The following is a 21,383-nucleotide window of genomic DNA, read 5'->3' as shown; positions in this document are numbered from 1 at the left end:
GCGCCGCCATGGTGCTGGAGGACGCGCGCTAGCAGTCCAAAGCTACAGTTCGGTGGTTCTTTAACGGCGCTTCAAAGCGCCGACGGGATGTCGCACGCCCGTCAAGGGTCAACCTGGAATCGTACGCGACAATACCACGCTCTCCGGAGCGGCGGCGCGGAGGAACGGATCAAAGCGAAAAGCCATTGGCGAAGGACAGGCCTCGCATGCAGGAAAGACCCGCTCAATGGCTCTTCACCCTCGCCATTCTTCGCAATTGTCTTCTTCTTCTCCATTTTTCTCTCGTACTCGACCAGACAACTCCCAAACGTTGCTGTGTGTTTCGCACTTGCGCTGGAATTTTGTTCGCCAGCGACCGCAACACCTTCTGAGCCGGGCGGCGCAGGGCTACGAGGTCTATTTCGTCGAGGAGCCGATGTTCCGCCTGGACGCGATCCCGGCCCTGGAACTTCAGGAGACGGCCGACGGCGTCACCGTGGCCATCCCCATCCTGCCCTCCGGCGTCAACGCACTCCAGGCCACGCGGCTGCAGCGGCGCCTTGTGACGGACCTGGTCGAGCGCATCGCGCCCGAGAAGCTGCTCCTCTGGTACTACACACCGATGGCGCTGCCCTTCACGCGCCATTTGTCGGCCGACGTCGTCGTCTACGACAACATGGACGAACTGTCCGCCTTCCTCGGGGCGCCGCCGCGGACCCTTGCGCTCGAGCGTGAACTGCTGCGCCGCGCCGACGTCGTGTTCACGGGCGGGCACAGCCTGTACGAAGCCAAGAAGGGCCGTCACGCCAACATCCATCCTTTTCCGAGCAGCATCGACAAGGCCCACTTCGGCAAGGCCCGCGCCTATGGCGGCCAGGAGCCGGCCGACCAGGCCGGCATTCCCGGCCCGCGCCTCGGCTTTTTTGGCGTGATCGACGAGCGCATGGACCTGGAGCTGGTCGCCCGCGCGGCGGACCTGCGGCCCGACTGGCGCTTCGTGATGATCGGCCCGGTGGTGAAGATCGACCCCGACATCCTGCCCCAGCGGCCGAACCTGCACTGGCTGGGCGGCAAGGATTACGACGAGCTGCCGTCCTACCTGGCCGGCTGGGACGTCGGCGTGATGCCCTTCGCCCTAAACGAGGCGACCCGCTTCATCAGCCCCACCAAGACGCCCGAGTTCCTCGCCGCCGGCGTTCCCGTCGTGTCCACCGCCATCCGGGACGTCGTCCGGGGCTACGGGCAGGACGGCCTGGTCGTGATCGCCGACACCCCGGAGGATCTGGTGCTCAAGGCCGAGCGGCTGATGACCGCTCCCCGCGCGGACTGGCTCGCGGCCGTGGACCGGAAGCTCGCCGCCGATTCATGGGACCGCACCTGGTCGGAGATGAACGCGCATATCCGCGCCGCCGCCCGCGCCGCGAGCCGCCCACGCGCCGCCCGCAGCGAGGAGGTCGCCGCCGATGCCGCCCGCCTTTGATTGGCTCATCGTCGGGGCGGGTTTCGCTGGCAGCGTGCTGGCCGAACGCCTCGCCGCCGAGCGCGGCGACAGCGTTCTCCTCATCGACCGGCGTCCGCACGTGGGCGGCAACGCCTACGACCGCCTGGACGCCGCGGGGGTGCTGATCCACCAGTACGGCCCGCACATCTTCCACACCAACTCGGAGCAGATCTTCGACTACCTGTCCCGGTTCACCCGGTGGCGTCCCTATGAGCACCGCGTGCTCGCCAAGGTGGACGGCATGCTGGTGCCCATCCCCATCAACCTGGACACGGTCAACAAGCTGTACGGGCTGAACCTCACATCCGAGCAGCTTGAGGGCTGGCTCGCCGCCCGCGCCGAACCTGTCGACGAGATCCGCACCTCCGAAGACGTGGTGGTGAGCAAGGTCGGCCGGGAGCTCTACGAAAAGTTTTTCTGCGGATACACGCGCAAGCAGTGGGGCGTCGACCCGAGCCAGCTGGACAAGTCGGTGACGGCCCGGGTGCCGACCCGCACCAACCAGGACGACAGGTATTTCGGCGACGCCTTCCAGGCTATGCCGGCCGAAGGCTTCACCCGCATGTTCGAGCGCATGCTCGACCACCCCAACATCACCAAGCGCCTTGGCGTGGACTACGCCGACCTGAAGGATGAGGGCCTGGCCCGCCGGATCATCTTCACCGGCCTGGTGGACGAGTATTTCGGCTACCGCTTCGGCAAGCTGCCCTATCGATCCTTGCGGTTCGATCACAGGACCCTGGACCAGGAGCAGTTCCAGCCCGTGGCGGTCGTCAACTATCCCATGTCGGAGGACTACACCCGCATCACCGAGTACAAGCACCTGACCGGCCAGAAGCACCCGAAGACGAGCATCACCTACGAGTATCCCCAGGCGGAGGGCGATCCCTACTACCCGGTCCCGCGGCCTGAAAACGCGGAGCTCTACAAGCGATACGAGGCGCTCGCGATGAGCACGCCGGATGTATGGTTCGTCGGCCGGCTCGCGACCTACCGCTACTACAACATGGACCAGGTGGTCGGTCAGGCCCTGGCCACCTTCAGGCGGATCGAGCAGGCCGTGCCGCGGACGGGCGCGGGCGAGGCCGCGCTCGCCCCGGCCGCTTCGTAAGCCCTCGTTATGTCCTCAAGCGCAAATGGCGCCCTCAGGGCTCGACCGGAGCTCTGGGGCGGGCTCGAATGCACCGTGGCGCGGATCGGCGACCGCTGGCGTGACCAGTTCCGCGAAACGGGTCACTCCGACAGGGAGTCGGATCTGGCGGCCATCGCTGCCCTCGGGATCCGGACCCTGCGCTACCCGGTTTTGTGGGAGAGCATCGCTCCCGATCGCCCCGACGAGGCGGACTGGTCCTGGCACGACCGCCGCCTCCGCGTGCTCCGCGATCTCGGCATCACCCCGATCGTCGGGCTCGTCCACCATGGCGCCGGGCCGCGCTACACGAGCCTGGTCGATCCGCAGTTCCCGGAGAAGCTTGCCGTTCACGCGGGGCGGGTGGCGGAGCGCTATCCCTGGCTCGAGATGTTCACCCCGGTGAACGAACCGCTCACGACCGCGCGCTTCGCCGGGCTCTACGGCCATTGGCACCCGCACGGCCGCGACTACCGCACCTTCCTGGCCGCACTGGTGAACGAGTGCCGTGGCGTGCAATCGGCCATGCAGGCGATCCGCCAACATATCCCCGGAGCCCGGCTGGTGCAGACGGAAGACCTTGGCCGCGTCTACAGCGCGCCGGAACTGGCGTATCAGGCGGACTACGAGAACGAGAGGCGCTGGCTCAGCTTCGACCTGCTCTGCGGGCGCATTGGTTCGGACAGCAACTGGCGACCCGAATTGCGGGAGAATGGCGTGTCGGACGCTGCGCTGGACCAGCTCGCCGCGGCGCCATGCCCGCCGGACGTCATCGGGATCAACCACTACCTGACCAGCGACCGCTATCTCGACCCGGATCTCGACGCCTACCCGCCGCAAATCCACGGCGGCAACGCGTGGACTCGGTACGCCGACGTGGAGGCCGTGCGGGTCGACATCCCGGATTCGATCGGTCCCGAGGCCCGGCTGCGCGAGGCCTGGGAGCGCTATCACCACATCCCCTTGGCGATCACCGAGCTTCACCTCGGCTGCACCCGCGAGGAGCAACTGCGGTGGCTCTCGATGACTTGGAACGCCGCGCGGCGCCTCGCCGGGGAAGGCGTGGACATGCGCGCGGTCACCCTCTGGTCGATGCTGGGAGCGGTGGACTGGAATTCGCTGCTCACCCGCGACGAGGGCCATTACGAGCCCGGGGTCTTCGACGCCCGGTTCTGCCCGATCCGGCCCACTGCGCTGGCCGGGGCGGCGCGCCAGATCGTGGAGACCGGCGCTTTCGATCACCCGGTGCTGGATGGTCGAGGCTGGTGGGAACGTCCGAACCGGTTCCTGAGAGCCAAGGCGGCCGCCGCGCCCGACATCTCGCCGGGCGCGCGTCGTCTGATGATCGTCGCCTTTGCTCCGGCGGCCCGGGACCGCATCGCTGCGGCCTGCCACATGCGCGGGCTGGCGATGGTGACCTGCTCCCTGGAGGAGGCGCTCGGCAACCTGCGATCGGGCGAGAGCCCTCCCTGGGCCGTGTTGGCCGACGATCGGTTCTGGCGGGGCGACGCTTCGGCCGGCCATGCCCATGAACTGGCCGCCGCATGCCGTCGCAAGGGCCTGGCCTGCGTGGCTGTTTCGGAGCTCGAGACGGCCGATCCGAGCACCCTTGCTGACGTCCTGGACGGCGTCGTCGACATTGCCGCCGGCGCGGGGACGGGCGCCTAGACGGCGCTCCGGCCGGTCTCCGCCCTCAACCCCTGGGTGTGGCGCACAGGGCCGGCTGCGAGCCCCATCATGGCGTCCAGCAGTGACGTCGCGGTGGGGTTGGCCCCGGGCGCGTCCTGGAACAGACGCAGGGTCGAGACAAGTTCCTTGGTCTTGCGAAACTGGTCCTCGATGAATTCGGTCGAGGGCGGGCGGGACCTCAGGGGTCGCGCGCCACCCGCAAGCCGTTCGCGTAGAACCGGACATCGTAGTCGTATTTGTAGCGCGACGCGGAGCGCACATAGCGCGGGTCGTTGTTGAAGGAGCCGCCTCGAAGCACCCGTTCCTGGCAGCGGGGCTTCACCCAGGCGGACCCGTCCGACGGCGCGCCCCGATAGGAGTCGTTCCAGCAGTCCTGCACCCATTCGGCCACGTTGCCGGACACGTCGTAGAGGCCGAGCGGGTTGGGTGGGTAGCGCCCGGTTTCGACGGCGTTGTCGGCGGGTTCCGGACCATTGCAGCCGGTGCAATGGGCGTGCCCCTTCTCCATGGAGCCGCCCCAGTAGTAGCTGGTGGTCGTGCCGCCGCGCGCGGCGAACTCCCACTCGGCCTCCGTGGGCAAGCGGTAAGACTTTCCCGTCTTCCTGGACAGCCAGGCCACGTATTGCTGGGCGTCGTCCCAGTCGAGGTTGGAGGCGGGCCGCGCCCCGCGCCCGGCCCCGCGGTCGGGCGCCGCATAGGCGCAACCGCCGTCGGCCACGCAAGCGTCCCACTCCTCGAACGTCACCTCCCGCTGGCCGATCAGGAAGGGCTTGTGCAGCGTGACCGGGTGCGCCGGGGCTTCGAAGGGGAAGCGTTCCGCGGAGCCCATCACAAAGGCCCCTGGGCGCACCAGCACGAGCTGCGGGCACGTCTCGCAGTCCTGGACGAGGGCGGGCCCCTCGGCCGCCCGGCTCGGGGCCGGAGGCTGGCTCGGGACCGGCGCGGGCGCGACCGGTTCTTCCGCCGCCTTGGGGGCCAGCGCCTTCAGGCGGGCGCGGGCCTGGGCGGCGTAGCGCCCGTTGGGATAGGCGTCGAGATAGGTGCGGAAGTCGGCGGCGACGTTCCTGTCCTTGATGACGTTCCAGAAGCGCGTCTCCAGGCCGTCATCGGCGGGCTGCGCGGCGCGCGGCGCCTCGGCGGGACGCCGGGTCTGCGCGACCGCCCCGCACCACGATGACGCGACCAGGGCGAGGGCCGCGAGAACGGTCCAGCCGTGACGGAGCGGGCGGCGGGCCATGTCAGCGCACATAGACCGTGATCTTCTTGGACATGACGGGCGGCGAATGCGGGATGTGGTCCTTGTCGCCCAGGAGCAGCTGGAGCGTGTGCGGGCCCGGCGGCAGGGTGAGCACCACCTCCGTCTGCCCGTTGCCGAGATGCACGTGGTTGTAGTCGTTGGGGATCGGCTTGGTGAGATCGCCGGGATCGGTGTCGATCAGCAGATGGTGATGCCCGGTGTCCGGCTTCGATACGCCGGCGGGCGCCACGCCCATCTCCTTGAGGCCGATCCGCACGGTGAACCGCTGCGGCACATGAATGCGATCCAGGGGATAGTGGAAGTAGACAACGGCGCCCGGAGGCGAGGGAGTCGCGGCCAGCGCGCCGAAACCCAGGCCTGCGGCCACCACGGCCGCCGCGACAAACAGGGGGATGGTCCGCGTCATGGTCCGGCCCTCCCTAGCGCTTCCGATGCTTCCTGGGACCCATCACGGTCACCTCGATCCGTTCGGTCATAACCGGCGGGTCGAAGGGGATGTGCTGGGCGTCGCCGAGTATGAGCTGAAGGGTGTGCTTGCCGGGAGGCAGGACGATCTTCTTCTCGGTCTGGCCCGCGCCGAAGTGGAGGTGCTTCGGGTCGTTCGGGATGGGCCGGTCGAGCGGCGGCGTTTCGACGTCGATGAGCAGGTGGTGGTGGCCCGTGTTCGCCTTGGTGACTCCCGCGGGCGCCACCCCCATGTTGCGCAGCCCGAACCGCACGGTGGTGCGCGGGTAGATGAGGGCGCCCTTGGGCGGGTACACGAAATACACCGCCGCGTCAGGCGGGGCCGGGGTGCGACCGGTAGGCGCTTCGGCCTGGGCCGCCGGGGAGCCCGCCTGGTCGGCCGCGGTCACGTGGATGATGGGCGACACGACCGGCGGATCGTGGGGCACGTGGTCCTTGTCGCCCAGCACCAGCTGGAGCGTGTGCGGCCCTGGGGACAAGGTCACCTCGGCCTGGGTCTGGCCCTTGCCGAAGTGGAGGTGGTTCGGGTCGCTCGGGATCTCGCGGTCGAGGTCCGGCGTGGGCGCGTCGATGACGAGATGGTGGTGTCCCGTGTTGGGCGCGTCCGTCCCGGCCGGCGCAACGGACATCCCGCTGACCCCGAACCTGATCGTCGCGTGCGTGGGGATGGTGGCCCCGTCCTGCAGGCCGTCGAAAAACACCGACGCGCCGGCCGGGGAGGGCGTGCGCGGCTTCTCGACGGTCGCGGCGTCCACGCGGACGTGCACCACCTCGGACGCCACAGGCGGGTCGTGCGGGACATGGTCCTGGTCGCCCAGCAACAGCTGCAAGGTATGCTCGCCCGGCGACAGGATGATTTCCGCCTCGGTCTGGCCCTTGCCGAAATGCAGGTGGTTGGGATCGTTGGGAATGGGGTGGTCGGGCGCGGGCAGCGGAGCGTCGATCAGCAGGTGGTGATGGCCCGAGTTGGGCTTGTTCACCCCGGCCGAAACAATGTCGACGTTCTCGGAGCCGAACTTCACCATGAAGCGGGACGGGACCGTGGAGCCGTCCTCCAGGCCGATGAAGAAGACCCGCGCCCCGGGCGGCGCGGCCTTGTGTCCGCTGGCTTCCTGCGCAGTGGCCGTGGCGGACGCGAGGCCGCCGAGCGAGAGTGCGACGAACATGTGGATCCACATGGTTCTGAGCATCGTGCACCCCCCGATCCGATCAGGGTTCTGGCCGCTCGCCGCCGGCGACGGTAACAACCAGGGATTCCCGAAACAAGGCGTACGCCCTACGCCATCCAGGGTAGGCCCGGGATCACGTTCCCTGGCCCGATGGCTGGGCTCCGTTCAAGGATCGCTCGCCTCCCTTCGCCAAGCTGTGAGCTCCGCCACGCTGTGGGGCGGAAATCGGCCTCAGGGGCGAACGGCGCGCCTCGATCAGCAGTGTCTCCAATTCAGCGGTGCGGGCGATCTGGGCCTGGAGCAGCGTCAGTCCGAACTCCGGGTATTCCAGCACCAGCTCGGACAGCACGTCGCGTCGGATCCGGAGGGCCCGCATGGGCGTCAGCGCGGTCACGGTCGCGCTGCGCCGCGAGCTGGTGAGGGCGCCCATCTCGCCGACGATCGCGTGGGGCTCCGTCAGGCCAAGCCGGAGGGAGCATGCTCCTTCGTCGATGCTGATCGCAGCCTGGCCCGACAAGATCACCAGCGCGTCATGGGCTTCGTCGCCTTCGCGCATGAGGACGTCCCCGGGCGAAAAGGCGACCCGCTCGCCGGTGAAGGCGAGCAGCTTCAGCCGGGCGGTCTCCAGCGACGCCAGCGCGGGCGCGCACCGGAGCGCCCGGACCATCTCCCCAAGCGAGTCCGGAACCGCGGGTTCGGGCGAAGCTGAAGGAGGCGCACCCGCGGCGCTGCGGATGCGGGGCCGGCCGCCGCCCAGTTCGACGATCAGGTCGAAGCCTGCCGCCAGCGCGTGGTCGTCCTCGCCCATCGTCACGACGAGAGTGCGGCCCCGCATGGCCTCGCGCACCGCCCGCAGGACACGGGCGCCGCGGGCGTCTCCAAGGGAGGGGAGCAATCCGTCGACGACCAGCACCGACGGCCGCTTGAGGAGGCACCGCGCGAGCGACATGGCCGCCCGCTGCGCCGGAAAGAGCGTCCTGCCGCGTCCCGCCGGTTGTTCGAGCCCCACCGTCAGCACGTGCCGGTCAAGGCCCGTGGCCGCGAGCGTCTCTGAGAGCGCAGCGGCCAGGCGCTCGCCGGCCGAGGGCGCTTCCGAGATGACGCGCCCGAACAGCAGGTTCTCGCGGATGCTCGCGCCGGCGGCATAGGCCCCGGCGTCATAAGTCCGCAAGTCTCGTCCGCGCTGTCGCGCGAATTCGGCGGCGGCGGGCCGGGCCTCCAGGATGCGCTGCTCGAGCGCTGCATCCAGCAGGCCCAGGCGGTGCCGGGTTTCCCGGTAGCGCAGCGCCAGCCGCACGAAATCATGGACGTCGCCGCTGGCCGGCCGCCCTGCAGCGCGTCGGTCGAGAGCTCGGCGGAAGCGGTCGAGACGCTCCTGCGTCGTGAAGCCGAACCGCTCGACGAGCCCCCGGCCGGAGCCAGGGTCGGCGAAGATCTCGACCAGCGTGGCTGCGAAGCCGGCGCCCACGCGCTCCAGATCGGCCTCTAGTCCTCGTTCCTGCACGACGTCACGAAGGAGCCGGAGCAGGTCAGGCTCAAGGTCGCCCCCCGGCAGCGGCGTGAACAGGAGGTTCTCGCGTATGGACAGGTGGGCGCCGTAGCGCGCCCGGTCGAAACGCTCCACCAGGCCTGAAGCCTCGTGGGCTTTCAGCGCTTCCTCCATGGCGGCGCGGGCCGCCACGATCCGCTGGGCGAGCTCCGCGCGTCGGTCGGCGTCGATCTTCGCCGACAGGCCTTCATGCAGCAGGTCGCCTTCCAGCTCCACCGTGCGCAGGACCTGCAGGAGCGCCGTCTCGAGCTGCGCAGCGTCGCTCAACCCCGCCGACGCGAGGTCGAGCCAGGGATCCTCGCCGTTCGGTTCCGCAGGCTGGCGACGGAGGCCGTACAGGAGATTATCCCGGAACGAGCCCTCGAACACGGCGGCATCCGGCCCCGCATAGGCGAGCGTCCGCCCGAGGCGCTCGGCGGGGATCTGGTCCAGCGGACGGCCATTCAGGAACACGCGCCCTGATCCGGGCGCCGCGCGGCCCGAGAGAGCGCGCGCCAGGCTGCTGGCCGCCTCCTGCGGGCCGACCAGGACAACATGAGCCCCCGAGGGCGCCTCGAAGCGGACCTTCTCCCCCCGTCCCGATCCCCCTTGGCCAGCCCCCAGGCCGCTCGCCGACAGCATGCAGCGCGACAGGTCGGGCTCGTCGGCGAGGCCGTTTCCCACTGGCCGGGGTGGAAACTGCTCCATGACCTGCTGGAACTTGACCTCCACGTCCAGACGCTGCTGGTCCCAGTCAATGAGCTCTTTGACCGGGGGAGGAAGGTCCCGGTAAGCGGCGATCACCGCGACCAACTGGCCGATGGCGAGATCGCCCCTCAGGGCGAAGTAGCCGCCAATCGCGTAGAACAGAAAGGGGGTGACCTGGGCGAGCAGGTTGTTGGCGAACTTCGCCAGGAACTTGCGGCCGTAGAGCTGGAAGCGGATGCGGTAGAGGTCCTCCAGGCGCGCCTCGACGCGGCTCATTTCATAGGCCGCGGCGCCGTGGTTGCGCACTTCGTCGAGGCCGTCCACCACCTCGCCGATCCTCCCGGCCAGACTGCGAGACTGGAGTTGCCTCATCTTGCTGAGGCGCAGTTGCTCGCGCCTGAGGCGCGGGATGATCAACGCCTGCGCAGCCACGAGAGCGCCCGCGCACAACCCCAACGGCACGCTCTGGACGACGATGAAGGCCAGGGCGGTGGCCGCCTGGCCGCCCAGGAACAGAGGCTGGATGAAGGCGTCGCCCACGAAGCCGCCGATGGGCTCCACTTCGTCCTTGATGATGGTGGCCGCCTCCGAGGCGGCGAGGCGGCGGTTCTGGTCGGGCTTCGCCGTCACCATGGCGCGGAAGAGCTCGAACCGCAGCGTCTGCAGCACCCGCTCCCCGAGCGCCCCCTTGCGCATGTTGACGGCGTACTTGAACGCGCCGTTCACGAGGACGAGCGCGAGAAAGATCGCGCAAAGCGCAAAAAGATAGGTGGTCCGGTCGAACTGGACGCCTTCGAACAGGACCGCGCCGCTCCAGGGCGCCTGGAGGCGAAAAACCGTCACGGTCTCGGAGGAGGCGAAGGCGCGACCCTGGATCGCATCGTTGACGATCAGCTTCGGAACGTCCAGCGAGGCGTAGTAGAACGGGATGGACGCCAGCACGATGGCGAGAACCCGCACCTGCTCGCTCCGGCTCCTGCGCCAGATGTAGCGGAACAGCGGCTCACCGGATTCCGGTCGCTGGGGCACGGAACTGGTCCATGCGGATGCGCGTGACGCGCGTGGAGGTCGCCTGCCCAGGATCAGGCCGGCGCAGGCGACTGCTGATCCTCGGACGCAAGCGGAACCGGCGCCATGTCGACGCCGCACCGATCGCATCGGATCGCCCCTGGGGATGTGATCATGCGCCGGGCGCCGCACCCGGGGCACGCGCAAGCAGCTGGCATGGGGCCCCGGCTGCCGCCTACCTGCAGGGCGCGGCTGCCTTGGACAAGTTGGTCGAGCATGGAAGCCTCCTCCGGCTGCCCCTTTCGGACAGGCGATCGCGACCTTAAGTCCGCTGCTGCGCGCTTGACGTGCGCAACAGCACATCACACCCTTACGGGGCGCTGCCGACCTGCGGCCTAGCGACAAGAAACACAGCTGCTGACGCTCTTCCTGTGGCTCTCGCGAGGAACCGCGAGGATCTCGCGCGCGCTCCAACATTCATTGTACTGCCTAGCTTAATTAAATAATAAATTAAAGTAACGGCCGTCTCTATTTTTATGGCGTTGTAGAATCAGCAGAAAACGCCACAGTCAAGTAAAAATCGAGAATCCGTATTGCGCCAGCGTGAGCTCGGGCGTACTTTTCCACAAACAAATAAAGCTTGAGATGTTGCGTAGGGGAGCGGCCGCTATGTCGATAATGCGGAGTCTTTCTCCGAGCTCGAACCTGAAGTCCGGTTGGGACAGCGCTCCTCTGCGCGAGGAGGATCTGCGACGGCGCCTTCGGCAAAGGCGGATCGGCAAGCCTGTAGGTTTGGCCGTCACGGCTGCGGCCTTGGCCGGCTGCGCCGTCCTTGCCCTGTCGTGGGCGGGCGCCAGTGACAAGGCGCAGGTCGCCCTCGCGCCGACCGTAACGCCTGCCCCGGCGAAGGTCGTCGCCCCGCCCGCGGACGATCGATCCAAGCCGAGCCTGTTGGGCGCCGCCCTTCCGCTGCTTGGGACGGCGGAGGCCGAACCTGCGTCGCCGCCCCAAGTGACCTCCCAGCCGGAAGTCGCCCAGAAGCAGGCGGATGAGCCGGTGAACACGGCTGCCTTGACCTCCGCGCCTGTCATGGAGGGCTCGCCGGCCCAGGCGGACACCGCTCCCGCCGCGGTGGCGGAGCCGCCGCCGCCGAGTTCGCCAGCTCCGGCTCTGCCTGCCCGCCCCATGGTCAGCTCCGAGGAGGCGGCCAAGCTGGTGGAGTTGGCCCGAGCCCGTATCCGCCAGGGCGACATCGCAGGCGCCCGCCGGCTTCTCGAGCGCGCGGTCCAGGCGGAGGACAGGGACGCCATGGTGGCCCTGGCCGAAACCTATGACCCCGTCGTCCTCAAGCGCTGGGGCGTGGTGGGCGTGAAGGCAGACCCCCGGCAGGCCCAGGCGCTTTACGAACGCGCCGCCGCCCACGGTGGCGGACCCGGCGAGCCCATGCTCGCCATGACGCCCAGCAAACGGACGGGGGCCAAGCCATGAAGTGGGGAACTTGCTTTGCGGCGCTCGCCGCCCTGTGCCTCGTCGCCGCTGACGCGCACGCGGAGAAGGCCGCCGCCGGGCGCGCGCAACGGCCCGGGGCGGCCCAGCGGCAGGACGCCAACGCCTGGACGGTCGGGGTCGCCGGCGGCCTGCTGGAAGGGACATTCATCCGCTATGCGGCGGATCTCGCCAAGGCCCTCGATGACCCGCCGAACCTGCGCGTTCTCCCAATGGTGACTTTCGGCGCAGTGGGCAACGTCAAGGACCTCCTGAACTTGCGCGGGGTCGACGTGGCCATCACGCAGGCTGACGTGCTGGACCACTTCCGCAACGAGGAGGCGATCCCGGACATCGCCAACCGCATCCAGTACATCTCTCCGCTGTACAACGCCGAAGTGCACGTCTACGCCCGCAAGGAGTTCAATTCCCTCAAGGACCTGGCTGGCCAGAAGGTCGCGTTCAACACCCCCGGCAGCGCAGCGAACTACACCGGCGAGGTGATCTTCAAGCGCCTCGGCGTGACCGTGCAGCCTCTGCTGATCAACAACGCCATCGCATTAGAGAAAATGAGGAGCGGCGAGATCGCGGCCGTGGTCCATGTCGTGGGCAAGCCCAACGACCTCTTCGCCAAGTTCAAGCCGGAGCCGGGCTTCCACTTCCTGCCCGTCGAGTACGACGCCAAGCTCTCCGACTACTACGTCCCCGCCACCCTGGATGCGGCTGATTATCCGAACCTGATCCCCGCCGGGCAGAGCGTCCAGACAGTCTCGGTGCCGTCCGTGCTGGCGGTCTACAACTGGAAACCCGGGTCTGAGCGCTACCGTCGCGTCGCCCGCTTCATCGAGGCCTATTTCGCCAAGTTCGAGACCATGCAGCAGCCGCCGTTCCAGCCGAAGTGGCAGGAGGTGAACCTGGCCGGGCAGGTGCCTGGCTGGACGCGCTACAAGCTGGCGGAAGACGCGTTGGCCAAGATCCGTGGGCCCGAGGCCCAGGCGGGCGACCAGGCCCAGCTCCGCAGCCAGTTCGAGACCTTCGTGACGGCCCGCAACAGCGGCAAGCCGCCGCTGACCGAGAGCGAGCGCGAGGCGCTGTTCAGCGCCTTCGTGAAATGGCGGGGCCGGTGAGGTCCGCCGTGCGCGGGTGAACCTAGACGGCCGGGCTCAGCAGTTCCGGCCGTCCGCCCTGCCTTCGGCGGAAGATCAGCCAGCTCACGGCGGCGAGATTGAGCAGGTTCCAAAGGATGCCGTTGAGGAACGCCACCCGGTAGGAGCTCGTGAGGTCGAAGATCAGCCCCGAGACATAGCCGCCGAAGGCCATGCCGAGGATGGTGGACGAGACCACCAGGCCGATCTTGGCCCCGGCTTCGCGGGGCGGCAGCAGTTCGCGGCAGAGCACGGCGTACATGGGCACGATGCCGCCCTGGAACAGGCCGAAGATGCCGGACACGATGTAGAGCGACGTCAGCCCGTTGAAGAGGGAATAGAGCACGAGCGCAACGCCCTGCATCAGGCTGCCGATCAGCAGCGTCGCCGAGCCACCGATGCGATCGGCGACCACCCCCGAGCCGATGCGCGACACGATGCCGAGCGCCAGCATCAGCGAGAGCATCTCGGCGCCCCTCGCCACCCCGTAGCCCAGGTCGCCGCAATAGGCCACGATATGCACCTGGGGCATCGACATCGCCACGCAGCACGAGAAGCCGGCCGCGACGAGGAGCGTGATCAGCAGGCGAGGGGAGATGCCCACGTCGGCCCGCGCGGCCTCCGTGGCGGCCTCTGCAGCGGCCATCATCTGCGTGGACGGACGGCCCCGCAGCAGAAGAGACAGGGGCAGCACCGTCAGGGCCATGAAGACGCCGATCCCGATATACGTCGTTCGCCAGCCGAAGGCCGGGATGCCCCACTTGATCACAAGGGGCCAGATCGTGCCCGCGATGTAGTTGCCGGAAGCGACCACCACGACCGCGAAACCGCGGCGCTTCACGAACCAGTGCGAGATGTCGGCCATCATGGGGCCGAAGCCTGTTCCCGCCCAGACGCCGATCAGGAGCCCATGCACCGCCGAGAACACCGTGAGGCTCGGCGCCAGGCCGGCCAGCACGAAGCCGCCGCCGAGTCCGATGGCCGAGCCCGCCGCCAGCCAGGCGATCCCGATCCGGTCCATGACGCGGCCCAGCACGATCGTGCCAGCGGCGACGCCGAACATCATGAGGGTGTAGGGCAGGGAGGCCGCCGCCCGGTCCACGCCGAATTCGGCCTGGACGCTCGGCAGGACCACGATCACCGCCCACATGCCCGCGCCCAGGATGGTGGCGATCAGCAGCGACAGCCACAGTCGCGCAAAGGCGTAGGCGCCGTCGGGGACCCGGGGAGCGGAGGCGAGAGCCGGGAAGACCATGGCCGTTTCCTGCAGACGTCTTTGGGCGGACTGGCCGCCAAGCCGGCGAGCATGGACGAGCAGGCGATTCCGGCAACCCGTTTCCACGCGCCCCGCTTCGGATCGCGGCGCATGGCTGAATGACCGGCCGCGCCCTCCCTGGGCAGGTCGGCGCAGAACAGAGGTGTTGCTGCCAGCTTGCGCGACCGGCCGGTCCGGGAAAAGATGTTCTCTTCCAGAAGGCGCCCCGGCCCCTTCTGTAGAAAAATCTTCTCGGAGAGGCGCATGGATACGGTCGACCGCAAGATTCTCGAACTGCTCCAGGCGGACGCGAGCCTGTCCATCGCGGAGATAGCGGCCAGCGTGGGACTTTCCCAGACGCCATGCTGGAAGAGGATTCAGCGGCTCGAGGGGCAGGGCGTCATCGAGCGGCGGGTGGCGTTGCTGAATCCGGAAAAGCTGGGGCTGGGGCTGACCGTCTTCGTGTCGATCGAGACGAACGACCACTCCGAGGCCTGGCTGGCGCGCTTCGCCGAACTCGTGGCAGCGATGCCCGAGGTGATCGAGCTCTACCGGATGGCCGGCGACGTGGACTACATGCTGCGGGTGATCGTGCCCGACATGGCGTCCTATGACGCCTTCTACAAGCGCCTGATCGCCGCCATTCCGTTGAAGAACGTGAGTTCGCGCTTCGCCATGGAGCGCGTGAAATCCACGACGGCGCTGCCGCTGGACGCAGTCACGGCGTAGACCTCGTGCGTTCGATCTTTCGAACGAAGGGCGAGGTTTGAAGCGGCCTCAGGCAGCCAGAATGGGGACGGAACGGGCCCGGGGAGAAAAATTCTGCTTCTGGCGCCCTCGGCAGCTGCTTCCATCCCCGTCATGGCGTTTCGTAAAAAGAACAATCCCGTTGACTTGGACGAACGCGCCGTCGATCCTGCGGGCATGATCGTCCTGCCTCAGACCGCCCCCTTCGCCGACGACGAGCGCGTCCATCTCGAGCGCGTTCTCGGCCCGGCTTCGCCCCTGCAGCGGGCCTGGCTCGCCGGCTTCCTGGCCGGCCTCGACGCCTCCCACCCCGCTGCCGCGAACGCCCCTGTGGCGGCGCCGCGCGCGGCCGAGCCGCTGGCGATCCTGTTCGCGAGCGAGTCCGGCAACGCCGAACGGCTGGCGCAGGACGCCGCAAAGCTGGCCCGCAAGAAGGGGTTCAAGCCGAGCGTCGTGGATTTCGCCGACCTCGACGTCGCGAAGCTGCCGACCTACAAGCGACTGATCGCCATCGCGGCGACCTGGGGCGAGGGGGAGCCGCCCAGCCGGGCGACGCGCGCCTTCGGCGAGTTGATGGGTGACGCCGCCCCGCGCCTGGAGGGGGTGACCTTCACCGTGCTGGCGCTCGGCGACAGCGCCTACGCGGACTTCTGCGGGGTGGGCAAGGCCATAGACGCCCGCCTCGAGGCTCTGGGCGCGACCCGGGCGGCCGACCGCGTCGACTGCGACCTGGAGTTCGAGGCGCCCGCCGCCGCCTGGATCGAGGGCGCCCTGGACGCGCTGGCGCCGCCGAGGGCGGCCGACAACGTCGTTGCGGTGGACTTCGCTATCCGCGCCACGCCGGAAGCGAGCCGCGACCCTGTCGCAGCCGAGATCGTCGAGCATGTGAACCTCAACTCGTCCCGCTCGGACAAGGAAACGGTCCACCTCGCGCTGGGATTCGACGGCGCCGCGCCGGCCTACGAGCCCGGCGACGCCCTGGAGCTGTTTCCCGAGAACGACCCGGCCCTGGTCGACGCGCTGCTGGCGGCCTCCGGCTTGGGCTCCGATGATGCGCTTCGCGCCGCCTTGCTGCGCGAGCGCGACATCACGACGCTCTCAATCAAGACGTTGGAGACGCACGCCGCCTCGGTCGGGCATGCCGGCGTCCGCGCGCTTCTCGATGACGGCCAGGCCCGGGCGTGGCTCGACGGTCGCCAACTGATCGACCTGCTGGACGCGTTCCCCGCCACGCTCGCAGCCGACCAGCTGCATGCGCTCACCCGCCCGCTGCCGCCGCGGGCCTACTCGGTCGCGTCCTCACGCAAGGAGGTGGGCGACGAGGCGCACCTGCTGGTGGCCGCCGTGCGCTACGAGACGCATGGCCGCGCCCGCCAGGGCGTCGCCTCCGCCTACGTGGCCGACCGGCTGGCCACGGGCCAGAGCGTTCGGGTCCGCGTGAAGGCCAACAGGCGGTTCAGGCTGCCGGATGGCGGGACCGACATCATCATGGTGGGGCCTGGGACGGGCGTGGCGCCCTTCCGCGGCTTCGTGCAGGAGCGCCGGGCTACTGGCGCGACGGGCAGGTCCTGGCTCTTCTTCGGCGACCGCCGCTACACCCACGATTTCCTTTATCAGCTCGAGTGGCAGGACGCGCTCAAGGACGGATCGCTCTCCCGCATCGACCTGGCGTTTTCCCGCGACACGCCCGAGAAGCTCTATGTCCAGCACCGGCTCTTCGAGCAGCGCCGTGACGTCGTGGACTGGCTGGAGAATGGCGCCCGCCTTTATGTCTGCGGCGACGCCAAGGCCATGGCGAAGGACGTCCGCGCGGCGCTTGTTTCCGCCTACGCCGACGTGAAGGCGCTCTCGCCTGAGGCCGCCGCCCATGCCGTGGACGCGCTCGAGCGCGATGGCCGCTACCTGCAAGACGTGTACTGATCGGATCCCCAGCATGAGCACCGAGCTCTCGCGCAACGAGCGCATCAAGGAAGCGAGCGGCTACCTGCGCGGCACGCTGGCCGAAGGCCTGAGCGAGGTCGCCACCGGGGCGATCACCGAGGACGACCAGCAACTGGTCAAGTTCCACGGCATGTACCTGCAGGACGATCGCGACCTCAGGCCGGAGAGGACGCGCAAGAAGCTGGAGAAGGCCTTCGCCTTCATGATCCGCCTGCGGATGCCCGGCGGGGTCTGCACGCCGGACCAGTGGCTGCGCCTCGACCGGATCGCGCGAGACTACGCCAACCGCACGCTGCGCATCACCACGCGGCAGACGTTCCAGTACCACGGCGTCATTAAGTCGAACCTCAAGGCGACGATGCAGGCCATCGACGCTGCGCTGCTCGACACCCTCGCGGCGTGCGGCGACGTGAACCGCAATGTCCTCGCGGCCACCAATCCGCACCAGAGCCGCGCCCACAGGGCCGCGCATGCGCTCGCGAAGGAAATCTCCGACTACCTCCTGCCGAAGACGCCCGCCTATCGCGAGATCTGGCTCGACGGCGAGAAGATCGCCGGCGGCGAGGAGGAGGTGGTCGAGCCGATCTACGGCCGGACCTACCTGCCGCGGAAGTTCAAGATCGTGGTGGCCGTGCCCCCCTCCAACGAGGTGGACGTCTTCGCCCAGGACCTCGGCTTCATCGCCATCCTGGACGCAGCGGGCGAGATCGCCGGCTACAACGTCACGGTCGGCGGCGGCATGGGCATGACCCACGGCGAGCCGGAAACCTTCCCGCGCACGGCCGATGTCATGGGCTTCTGCGCGCCAGAGGACGCCGTCAAGGTGGCCGAGGCCGTCGTGTCCGTGCAGCGCGACTGGGGCGACCGCGCCAACCGCAAGCATGCGCGCCTGAAATACACGATCGAGGACCGCGGCCTTGCGGCCTTCCTGGCCGAGGTGGAGCGCCGGCTCGGCAAGCCGCTCGGCGCCCCGCGCCCCTTCGCCTTCGACGGCAACGGCGACCGCTACGGCTGGACCGACGGCGAGGATGGCTTGCGCCACCTGACTCTGTTTATCGAAAACGGGCGCCTCAGGGATATCCCCGGCGGGCCGTCGCTGCTCACTGGGATGAGGCGGATCGCCGAAGTCCACAAGGGCGAGTTCCGGCTCACCGCCAATCAGAACGTCATCATCGCCAACGTGGCCCCCGGGGACGCGCCCGCCATCGAGGCGCTCGTGCGCCAGCACGGCCTCGCCATGAACGCCAGCGGCCTGCGCCGCAACGCCATGGCCTGCGTGGCTCTGCCAACCTGCGGTCTGGCCCTTGCGGAGAGCGAGCGTTACCTGCCGAGCCTCGTGGCGGCCCTGGAGGAGAACCTGGCCCGCCATGGCCTGGCGGAGGACGACATCGTCATCCGCATGACGGGATGCCCGAACGGTTGCGCGCGGCCCTACCTCGCCGAGATCGGCCTCGTGGGGAAGGGGCCCGGGCGCTACAACCTCTACCTCGGCGGGGCCTTCGACGGCTCGCGGATGTCGAAGCTCTATGCGGAAGATGTCGGCCATGACGACATCGTCGCCGCCCTCGACCCGCTGTTCGCCGCCTATGCATGGCGGCGCGAGCCGGGAGAGCGGTTCAGCGCCTTCCTGATCCGGGACGGGCGCGTGGCGGCGACCACGAATGGCCCGGACTTCCACCGCAACACCGGCCCGCTGGCCAGCAGGGCCGCCGAATGACGGAACCGCGATCCGACCAGCCGCTCCGGTTCCGGGCGCCGCCCGAGCCGGGCGACGGCCGCCCCCCGTCCCGCATCGACCTGGTCGCGGCGGCGTTGGTGTTCGCCGTTATCGCGCTTTGGACGGCTCTCGGCTCTACGCACCCGAGCGCGACGCAGCCGAAGGCTTCCGAGCAAACGGCCTCCACTAGCGCCGCAGGCCCTTCGCTGCGCTGATCGCTTCGGCCGTCATCGCGAGCGCATCGAAGCGATCCAGGAGACTGTCGCACGTCCGACCGCTTCGTTGCCGGGCGCCTCAGGTCGGCACGGGCGCGTCCAATACGCTCTCGATGCGGATCGGCAGCTTGCGGATGCGCACGCCCGTCGCATGGAAGACGGCGTTGGCCACGGCCGCGTTCAGGCCGACATTGCCAAGTTCTCCCAGGCCCTTGATGCCGAGTTCGTTCACCTGGTGGTCCTCCTCGGGCACGAAGATCGTCTGGACCTCCGTGATGTCGGCGTTCACCGGGATCAGGTACTCGGCGAGGTCATCGTTGTAATAGCGGGCGAAACGGCGGTCGATCTCCGTCGCCTCGTGCAGCGCCGAACTCACGCCCCAGATCTGACCGCCCATGAGCTGGCTCTTGGCGGTCAGCGGATTCACGATGGTCCCGCCCGCATAGGCCCCGACGATGCGCGGAGCCCGGATCTCCCGGGTGCGCGCATTGATGCGGACCTCAACGAACTGCGCCCCGAAGGCGAACTGGATCCGGTCCTTCAGCTTGGCCCCGCCGGCGAGGGCGCTCTGGCCCTTGTACAGGTTCTGCATGGCCGTCGGCGGGGCGCCGTGTGGGATGTTTTCCGCGTAGGCTTCCACGGCTCCGTGCCCAGTCTTCGCGACCGCGTCCTTCAGGCTCGCCATGCGGCCCTGGTCGTCCATCACGGAGGCGTTGATCAACGTGATCCGCCCGGGGTCAGCGCCGTCCAAAGGGCCGCCCGAGACCGTGACCGCCGCGGCGAGCTTGCGGCGGATCTCGTCGCAAGCCTTGGCGACCACATTGCAGACGCTCGCGGTGGTGTTCGACCCGCCGGCGACGGGCGCCGGGGGCAGGGCGGTGTCGCCCAGTTCGACGTGCACCTTGTCGAGGGGCACGCCCAGGCGATCCGCCGCAGTCTGGGCGATGACCGTATAGGCGCCCGTGCCGATGTCATGCGCGGCTGTCTGCACGCGCACCGCGCCGTCCGGCCGCAGGGTGACGCGGGCGGCCGCAGGTCCGACCTGGGTCGGGTACATGGTGGAGGCGCAGCCCCAGCCGATCATCCAGTCGCCGTCGCGCATGGAGCCCGGCTGCGCGCTGCGCCTGGACCAGCCGAACGCTTGGCCCGCGGTATCGAAGCACTTCATGAGCGATCGGGACGTATAGGGCAGGCCCTTGATCGGTTCCCTGTCCGTGTCGTTGATGCGGCGGAGCTCCACCGGATCGATCTTGGCGGCATAGGCCAGTTCGTCCATGGCGCTCTCGAGCGCGAAGAGGTAGGGCACCTCCGGTGGCGAGCGCATGAAGCCGGGCGTGTTCCTGTCCGCATGGACGATGGACACGTCGGAATCGATATTCGGACAGGCGTAAAGGCGCGTGGACGCGTCCGTCCCGGCCACCTTGTACTCGTCCTTGCGGGACGTGACTTCCCACCCCTCGTGGATGAGCGCTGTGAGCTTGCCGCTCTGGTCTGCGCCCAGCCGTATGCGATGCCGCGTCTCGGCCCGGTAGGTTGCGATGGTGAATCCCTGCTGGCGCGTCGCCTCCAGCACCACCGGGCGGCCGATCCGCTTGGAGGCCAGCGCGATCAGCGCGGTCCGCTGGGTGAGCGAGCCGCGGCTGCCGAACGCGCCGCCGATGAACGGCGACACGACACGGATCTGGCTGGGTTCGAGGCCCAGTTGCTCGGCGAGGCCGTTCTGGTAGCCGTACACGTTCTGGCTCGACTCCCAAACGGTCAGCTGGTCGCCATCCCATGCGCAGGTCGTCGTGAACAGCTCGATCGGGTTGTGGTGCTGCGTCGGCGTCTCGTAGTGCTGGTCGATCTTGACCGGCGCGGCCTCGAAGGCTCGCGGCGCGTCGCCAACCTTGGGCTTCTCCTGCCCGGCTTTCTCGCCCTCCTTGCTCTTCGACTCGGCCGAGACGGTCTCCGTTCCAGGGCTGTCGAAGGACGCGGACGGCGTCTCGTCGGCATAGGAGACGCGCAGCCGCCGCGCGGCGTCACGCGCCGCCTCGTAGCTGTCGGCCACCACGACGGCCACGATCTGGCCGTCATGCCAGACGCGGTCGGAGGCGAGCGGCGCAATGCTCGTGCCCATGTAGCCCTTGTCCGAGAACGTCTTGCCCGGCTTGACGCGGTCGCCGACGTTCCGATGCGTCAGGATGTCGATCACGCCCGGCAGGGCGCGGGCGTCGCTATCGTCAATCTCGGTGATCCGGCCCCGCGCGATGGCGCTCGTCGCCAGGAAGGCGTAGGCCGGGTCCGGCCCGCCAAAGAAGTCGGATCCATACCGGGCTGCGCCGGTCACCTTGGCGCGGCCGTCCACGCGCGGCGTGGCGGCGCCGATGCCGCCGGTCTTGCGGGGGGTTGGCAGGGGAGGGGCGACCGTGCCGGTCGTCTCGGGGCCTTGCGCGTTCGCCATC

The 21,383-nt window shown here is 68.8% G+C and carries 14 protein-coding genes; 8 read left to right on the top strand and 6 right to left on the bottom strand.

Annotation, left to right across the window (positions count from 1 at the left end; all coding sequences use genetic code 11):
* Positions 1-415: 415 nt before the first annotated feature.
* From SLNSH_RS18390 to SLNSH_RS18380, 3 genes are all read left to right on the top strand, one after another.
* On the top strand, positions 416-1,459 hold the full coding sequence (locus SLNSH_RS18390; protein WP_245422402.1) for a glycosyltransferase: 1,044 nt from the start codon (positions 416-418) through the stop codon (positions 1,457-1,459).
* Positions 1,443-2,591: a UDP-galactopyranose mutase gene (gene glf / locus SLNSH_RS18385; RefSeq protein ID WP_106338539.1), complete on the top strand. Its 1,149-nt coding sequence runs from the start codon at positions 1,443-1,445 to the stop codon at positions 2,589-2,591. The genes SLNSH_RS18390 and glf overlap by 17 nt, the downstream gene beginning before the upstream one ends.
* Positions 2,592-2,666: 75 nt before the next feature.
* Positions 2,667-4,277 carry a family 1 glycosylhydrolase gene (locus SLNSH_RS18380; RefSeq protein ID WP_106338537.1) on the top strand — a complete coding sequence of 537 codons (1,611 nt, stop codon included), beginning with the start codon at positions 2,667-2,669 and terminating at the stop codon, positions 4,275-4,277.
* Between the two features lie 199 nt (positions 4,278-4,476).
* Here the strand turns inward: SLNSH_RS18380 and SLNSH_RS18375 are convergent, their stop codons facing one another.
* From SLNSH_RS18375 to SLNSH_RS18360, 4 genes are all read right to left on the bottom strand, one after another.
* On the bottom strand, positions 4,477-5,535 hold the full coding sequence (locus SLNSH_RS18375; RefSeq protein ID WP_210202539.1) for a formylglycine-generating enzyme family protein: 1,059 nt from the start codon (positions 5,533-5,535) through the stop codon (positions 4,477-4,479).
* A gap of 1 nt (position 5,536) precedes the next feature.
* On the bottom strand, positions 5,537-5,962 hold the full coding sequence (locus SLNSH_RS18370) for a DUF4399 domain-containing protein (RefSeq protein ID WP_106338533.1): 426 nt from the start codon (positions 5,960-5,962) through the stop codon (positions 5,537-5,539).
* A gap of 13 nt (positions 5,963-5,975) precedes the next feature.
* Positions 5,976-7,211 carry a DUF4399 domain-containing protein gene (locus tag SLNSH_RS18365; RefSeq protein ID WP_245422401.1) on the bottom strand — a complete coding sequence of 412 codons (1,236 nt, stop codon included), beginning with the start codon at positions 7,209-7,211 and terminating at the stop codon, positions 5,976-5,978.
* A 112-nt stretch (positions 7,212-7,323) separates the two neighbouring features.
* Positions 7,324-10,455, bottom strand: a complete 3,132-nt coding sequence (locus SLNSH_RS18360; RefSeq protein ID WP_158266816.1) for a cyclic nucleotide-binding domain-containing protein — start codon at positions 10,453-10,455, stop codon at positions 7,324-7,326.
* A 771-nt stretch (positions 10,456-11,226) separates the two neighbouring features.
* Here SLNSH_RS18360 and SLNSH_RS18355 point away from each other — a divergent pair.
* Both SLNSH_RS18355 and SLNSH_RS18350 read left to right on the top strand, forming a co-directional pair.
* Positions 11,227-11,922 carry a hypothetical protein gene (locus SLNSH_RS18355; RefSeq protein ID WP_106338529.1) on the top strand — a complete coding sequence of 232 codons (696 nt, stop codon included), beginning with the start codon at positions 11,227-11,229 and terminating at the stop codon, positions 11,920-11,922.
* A complete protein-coding gene (locus SLNSH_RS18350) occupies positions 11,919-13,046 on the top strand; it encodes a TAXI family TRAP transporter solute-binding subunit (RefSeq protein WP_106338527.1) in 1,128 nt (375 codons plus the stop codon). The genes SLNSH_RS18355 and SLNSH_RS18350 overlap by 4 nt, the downstream gene beginning before the upstream one ends.
* 22 nt (positions 13,047-13,068) lie before the next feature.
* Here SLNSH_RS18350 and SLNSH_RS18345 read toward each other — a convergent pair whose 3' ends face one another.
* Positions 13,069-14,319 (bottom strand): MFS transporter, encoded by a 1,251-nt coding sequence (locus SLNSH_RS18345; RefSeq protein ID WP_106338525.1) that lies wholly within the window; start codon positions 14,317-14,319, stop codon positions 13,069-13,071.
* A gap of 264 nt (positions 14,320-14,583) precedes the next feature.
* Between SLNSH_RS18345 and SLNSH_RS18340 the strand changes: the two genes are divergently transcribed.
* The 3 genes from SLNSH_RS18340 to SLNSH_RS18330 all read left to right on the top strand — a co-directional run bounded on the left by SLNSH_RS18340 (position 14,584) and on the right by SLNSH_RS18330 (position 18,724).
* Entirely contained in the window at positions 14,584-15,048 is a 465-nt protein-coding gene (locus tag SLNSH_RS18340) for an Lrp/AsnC family transcriptional regulator (protein WP_106338523.1), read from the top strand.
* A gap of 195 nt (positions 15,049-15,243) precedes the next feature.
* Complete coding sequence (locus tag SLNSH_RS18335; RefSeq protein WP_106338521.1) at positions 15,244-16,986, top strand: diflavin oxidoreductase; 1,743 nt, start codon at positions 15,244-15,246, stop codon at positions 16,984-16,986.
* Complete coding sequence (locus SLNSH_RS18330; RefSeq protein WP_425353019.1) at positions 16,958-18,724, top strand: NADPH-dependent assimilatory sulfite reductase hemoprotein subunit; 1,767 nt, start codon at positions 16,958-16,960, stop codon at positions 18,722-18,724. The genes SLNSH_RS18335 and SLNSH_RS18330 overlap by 29 nt, the downstream gene beginning before the upstream one ends.
* Positions 18,725-19,018: 294 nt before the next feature.
* Here SLNSH_RS18330 and SLNSH_RS18325 read toward each other — a convergent pair whose 3' ends face one another.
* The gene (locus SLNSH_RS18325) at positions 19,019-21,382 is read right to left on the bottom strand and encodes a xanthine dehydrogenase family protein molybdopterin-binding subunit (RefSeq protein ID WP_106338517.1); all 2,364 of its coding nucleotides are present in this window, start codon (positions 21,380-21,382) and stop codon (positions 19,019-19,021) included.
* Between the last annotated feature and the right edge of the window lies 1 nt (position 21,383).

Origin of the sequence: Alsobacter soli (assembly GCF_003004785.1) — a bacterium.
Taxonomy (GTDB): Bacteria; Pseudomonadota; Alphaproteobacteria; order Rhizobiales; family Beijerinckiaceae; genus Alsobacter; species Alsobacter soli.
This window is presented reverse-complemented; position numbering and strand designations above follow the sequence as displayed.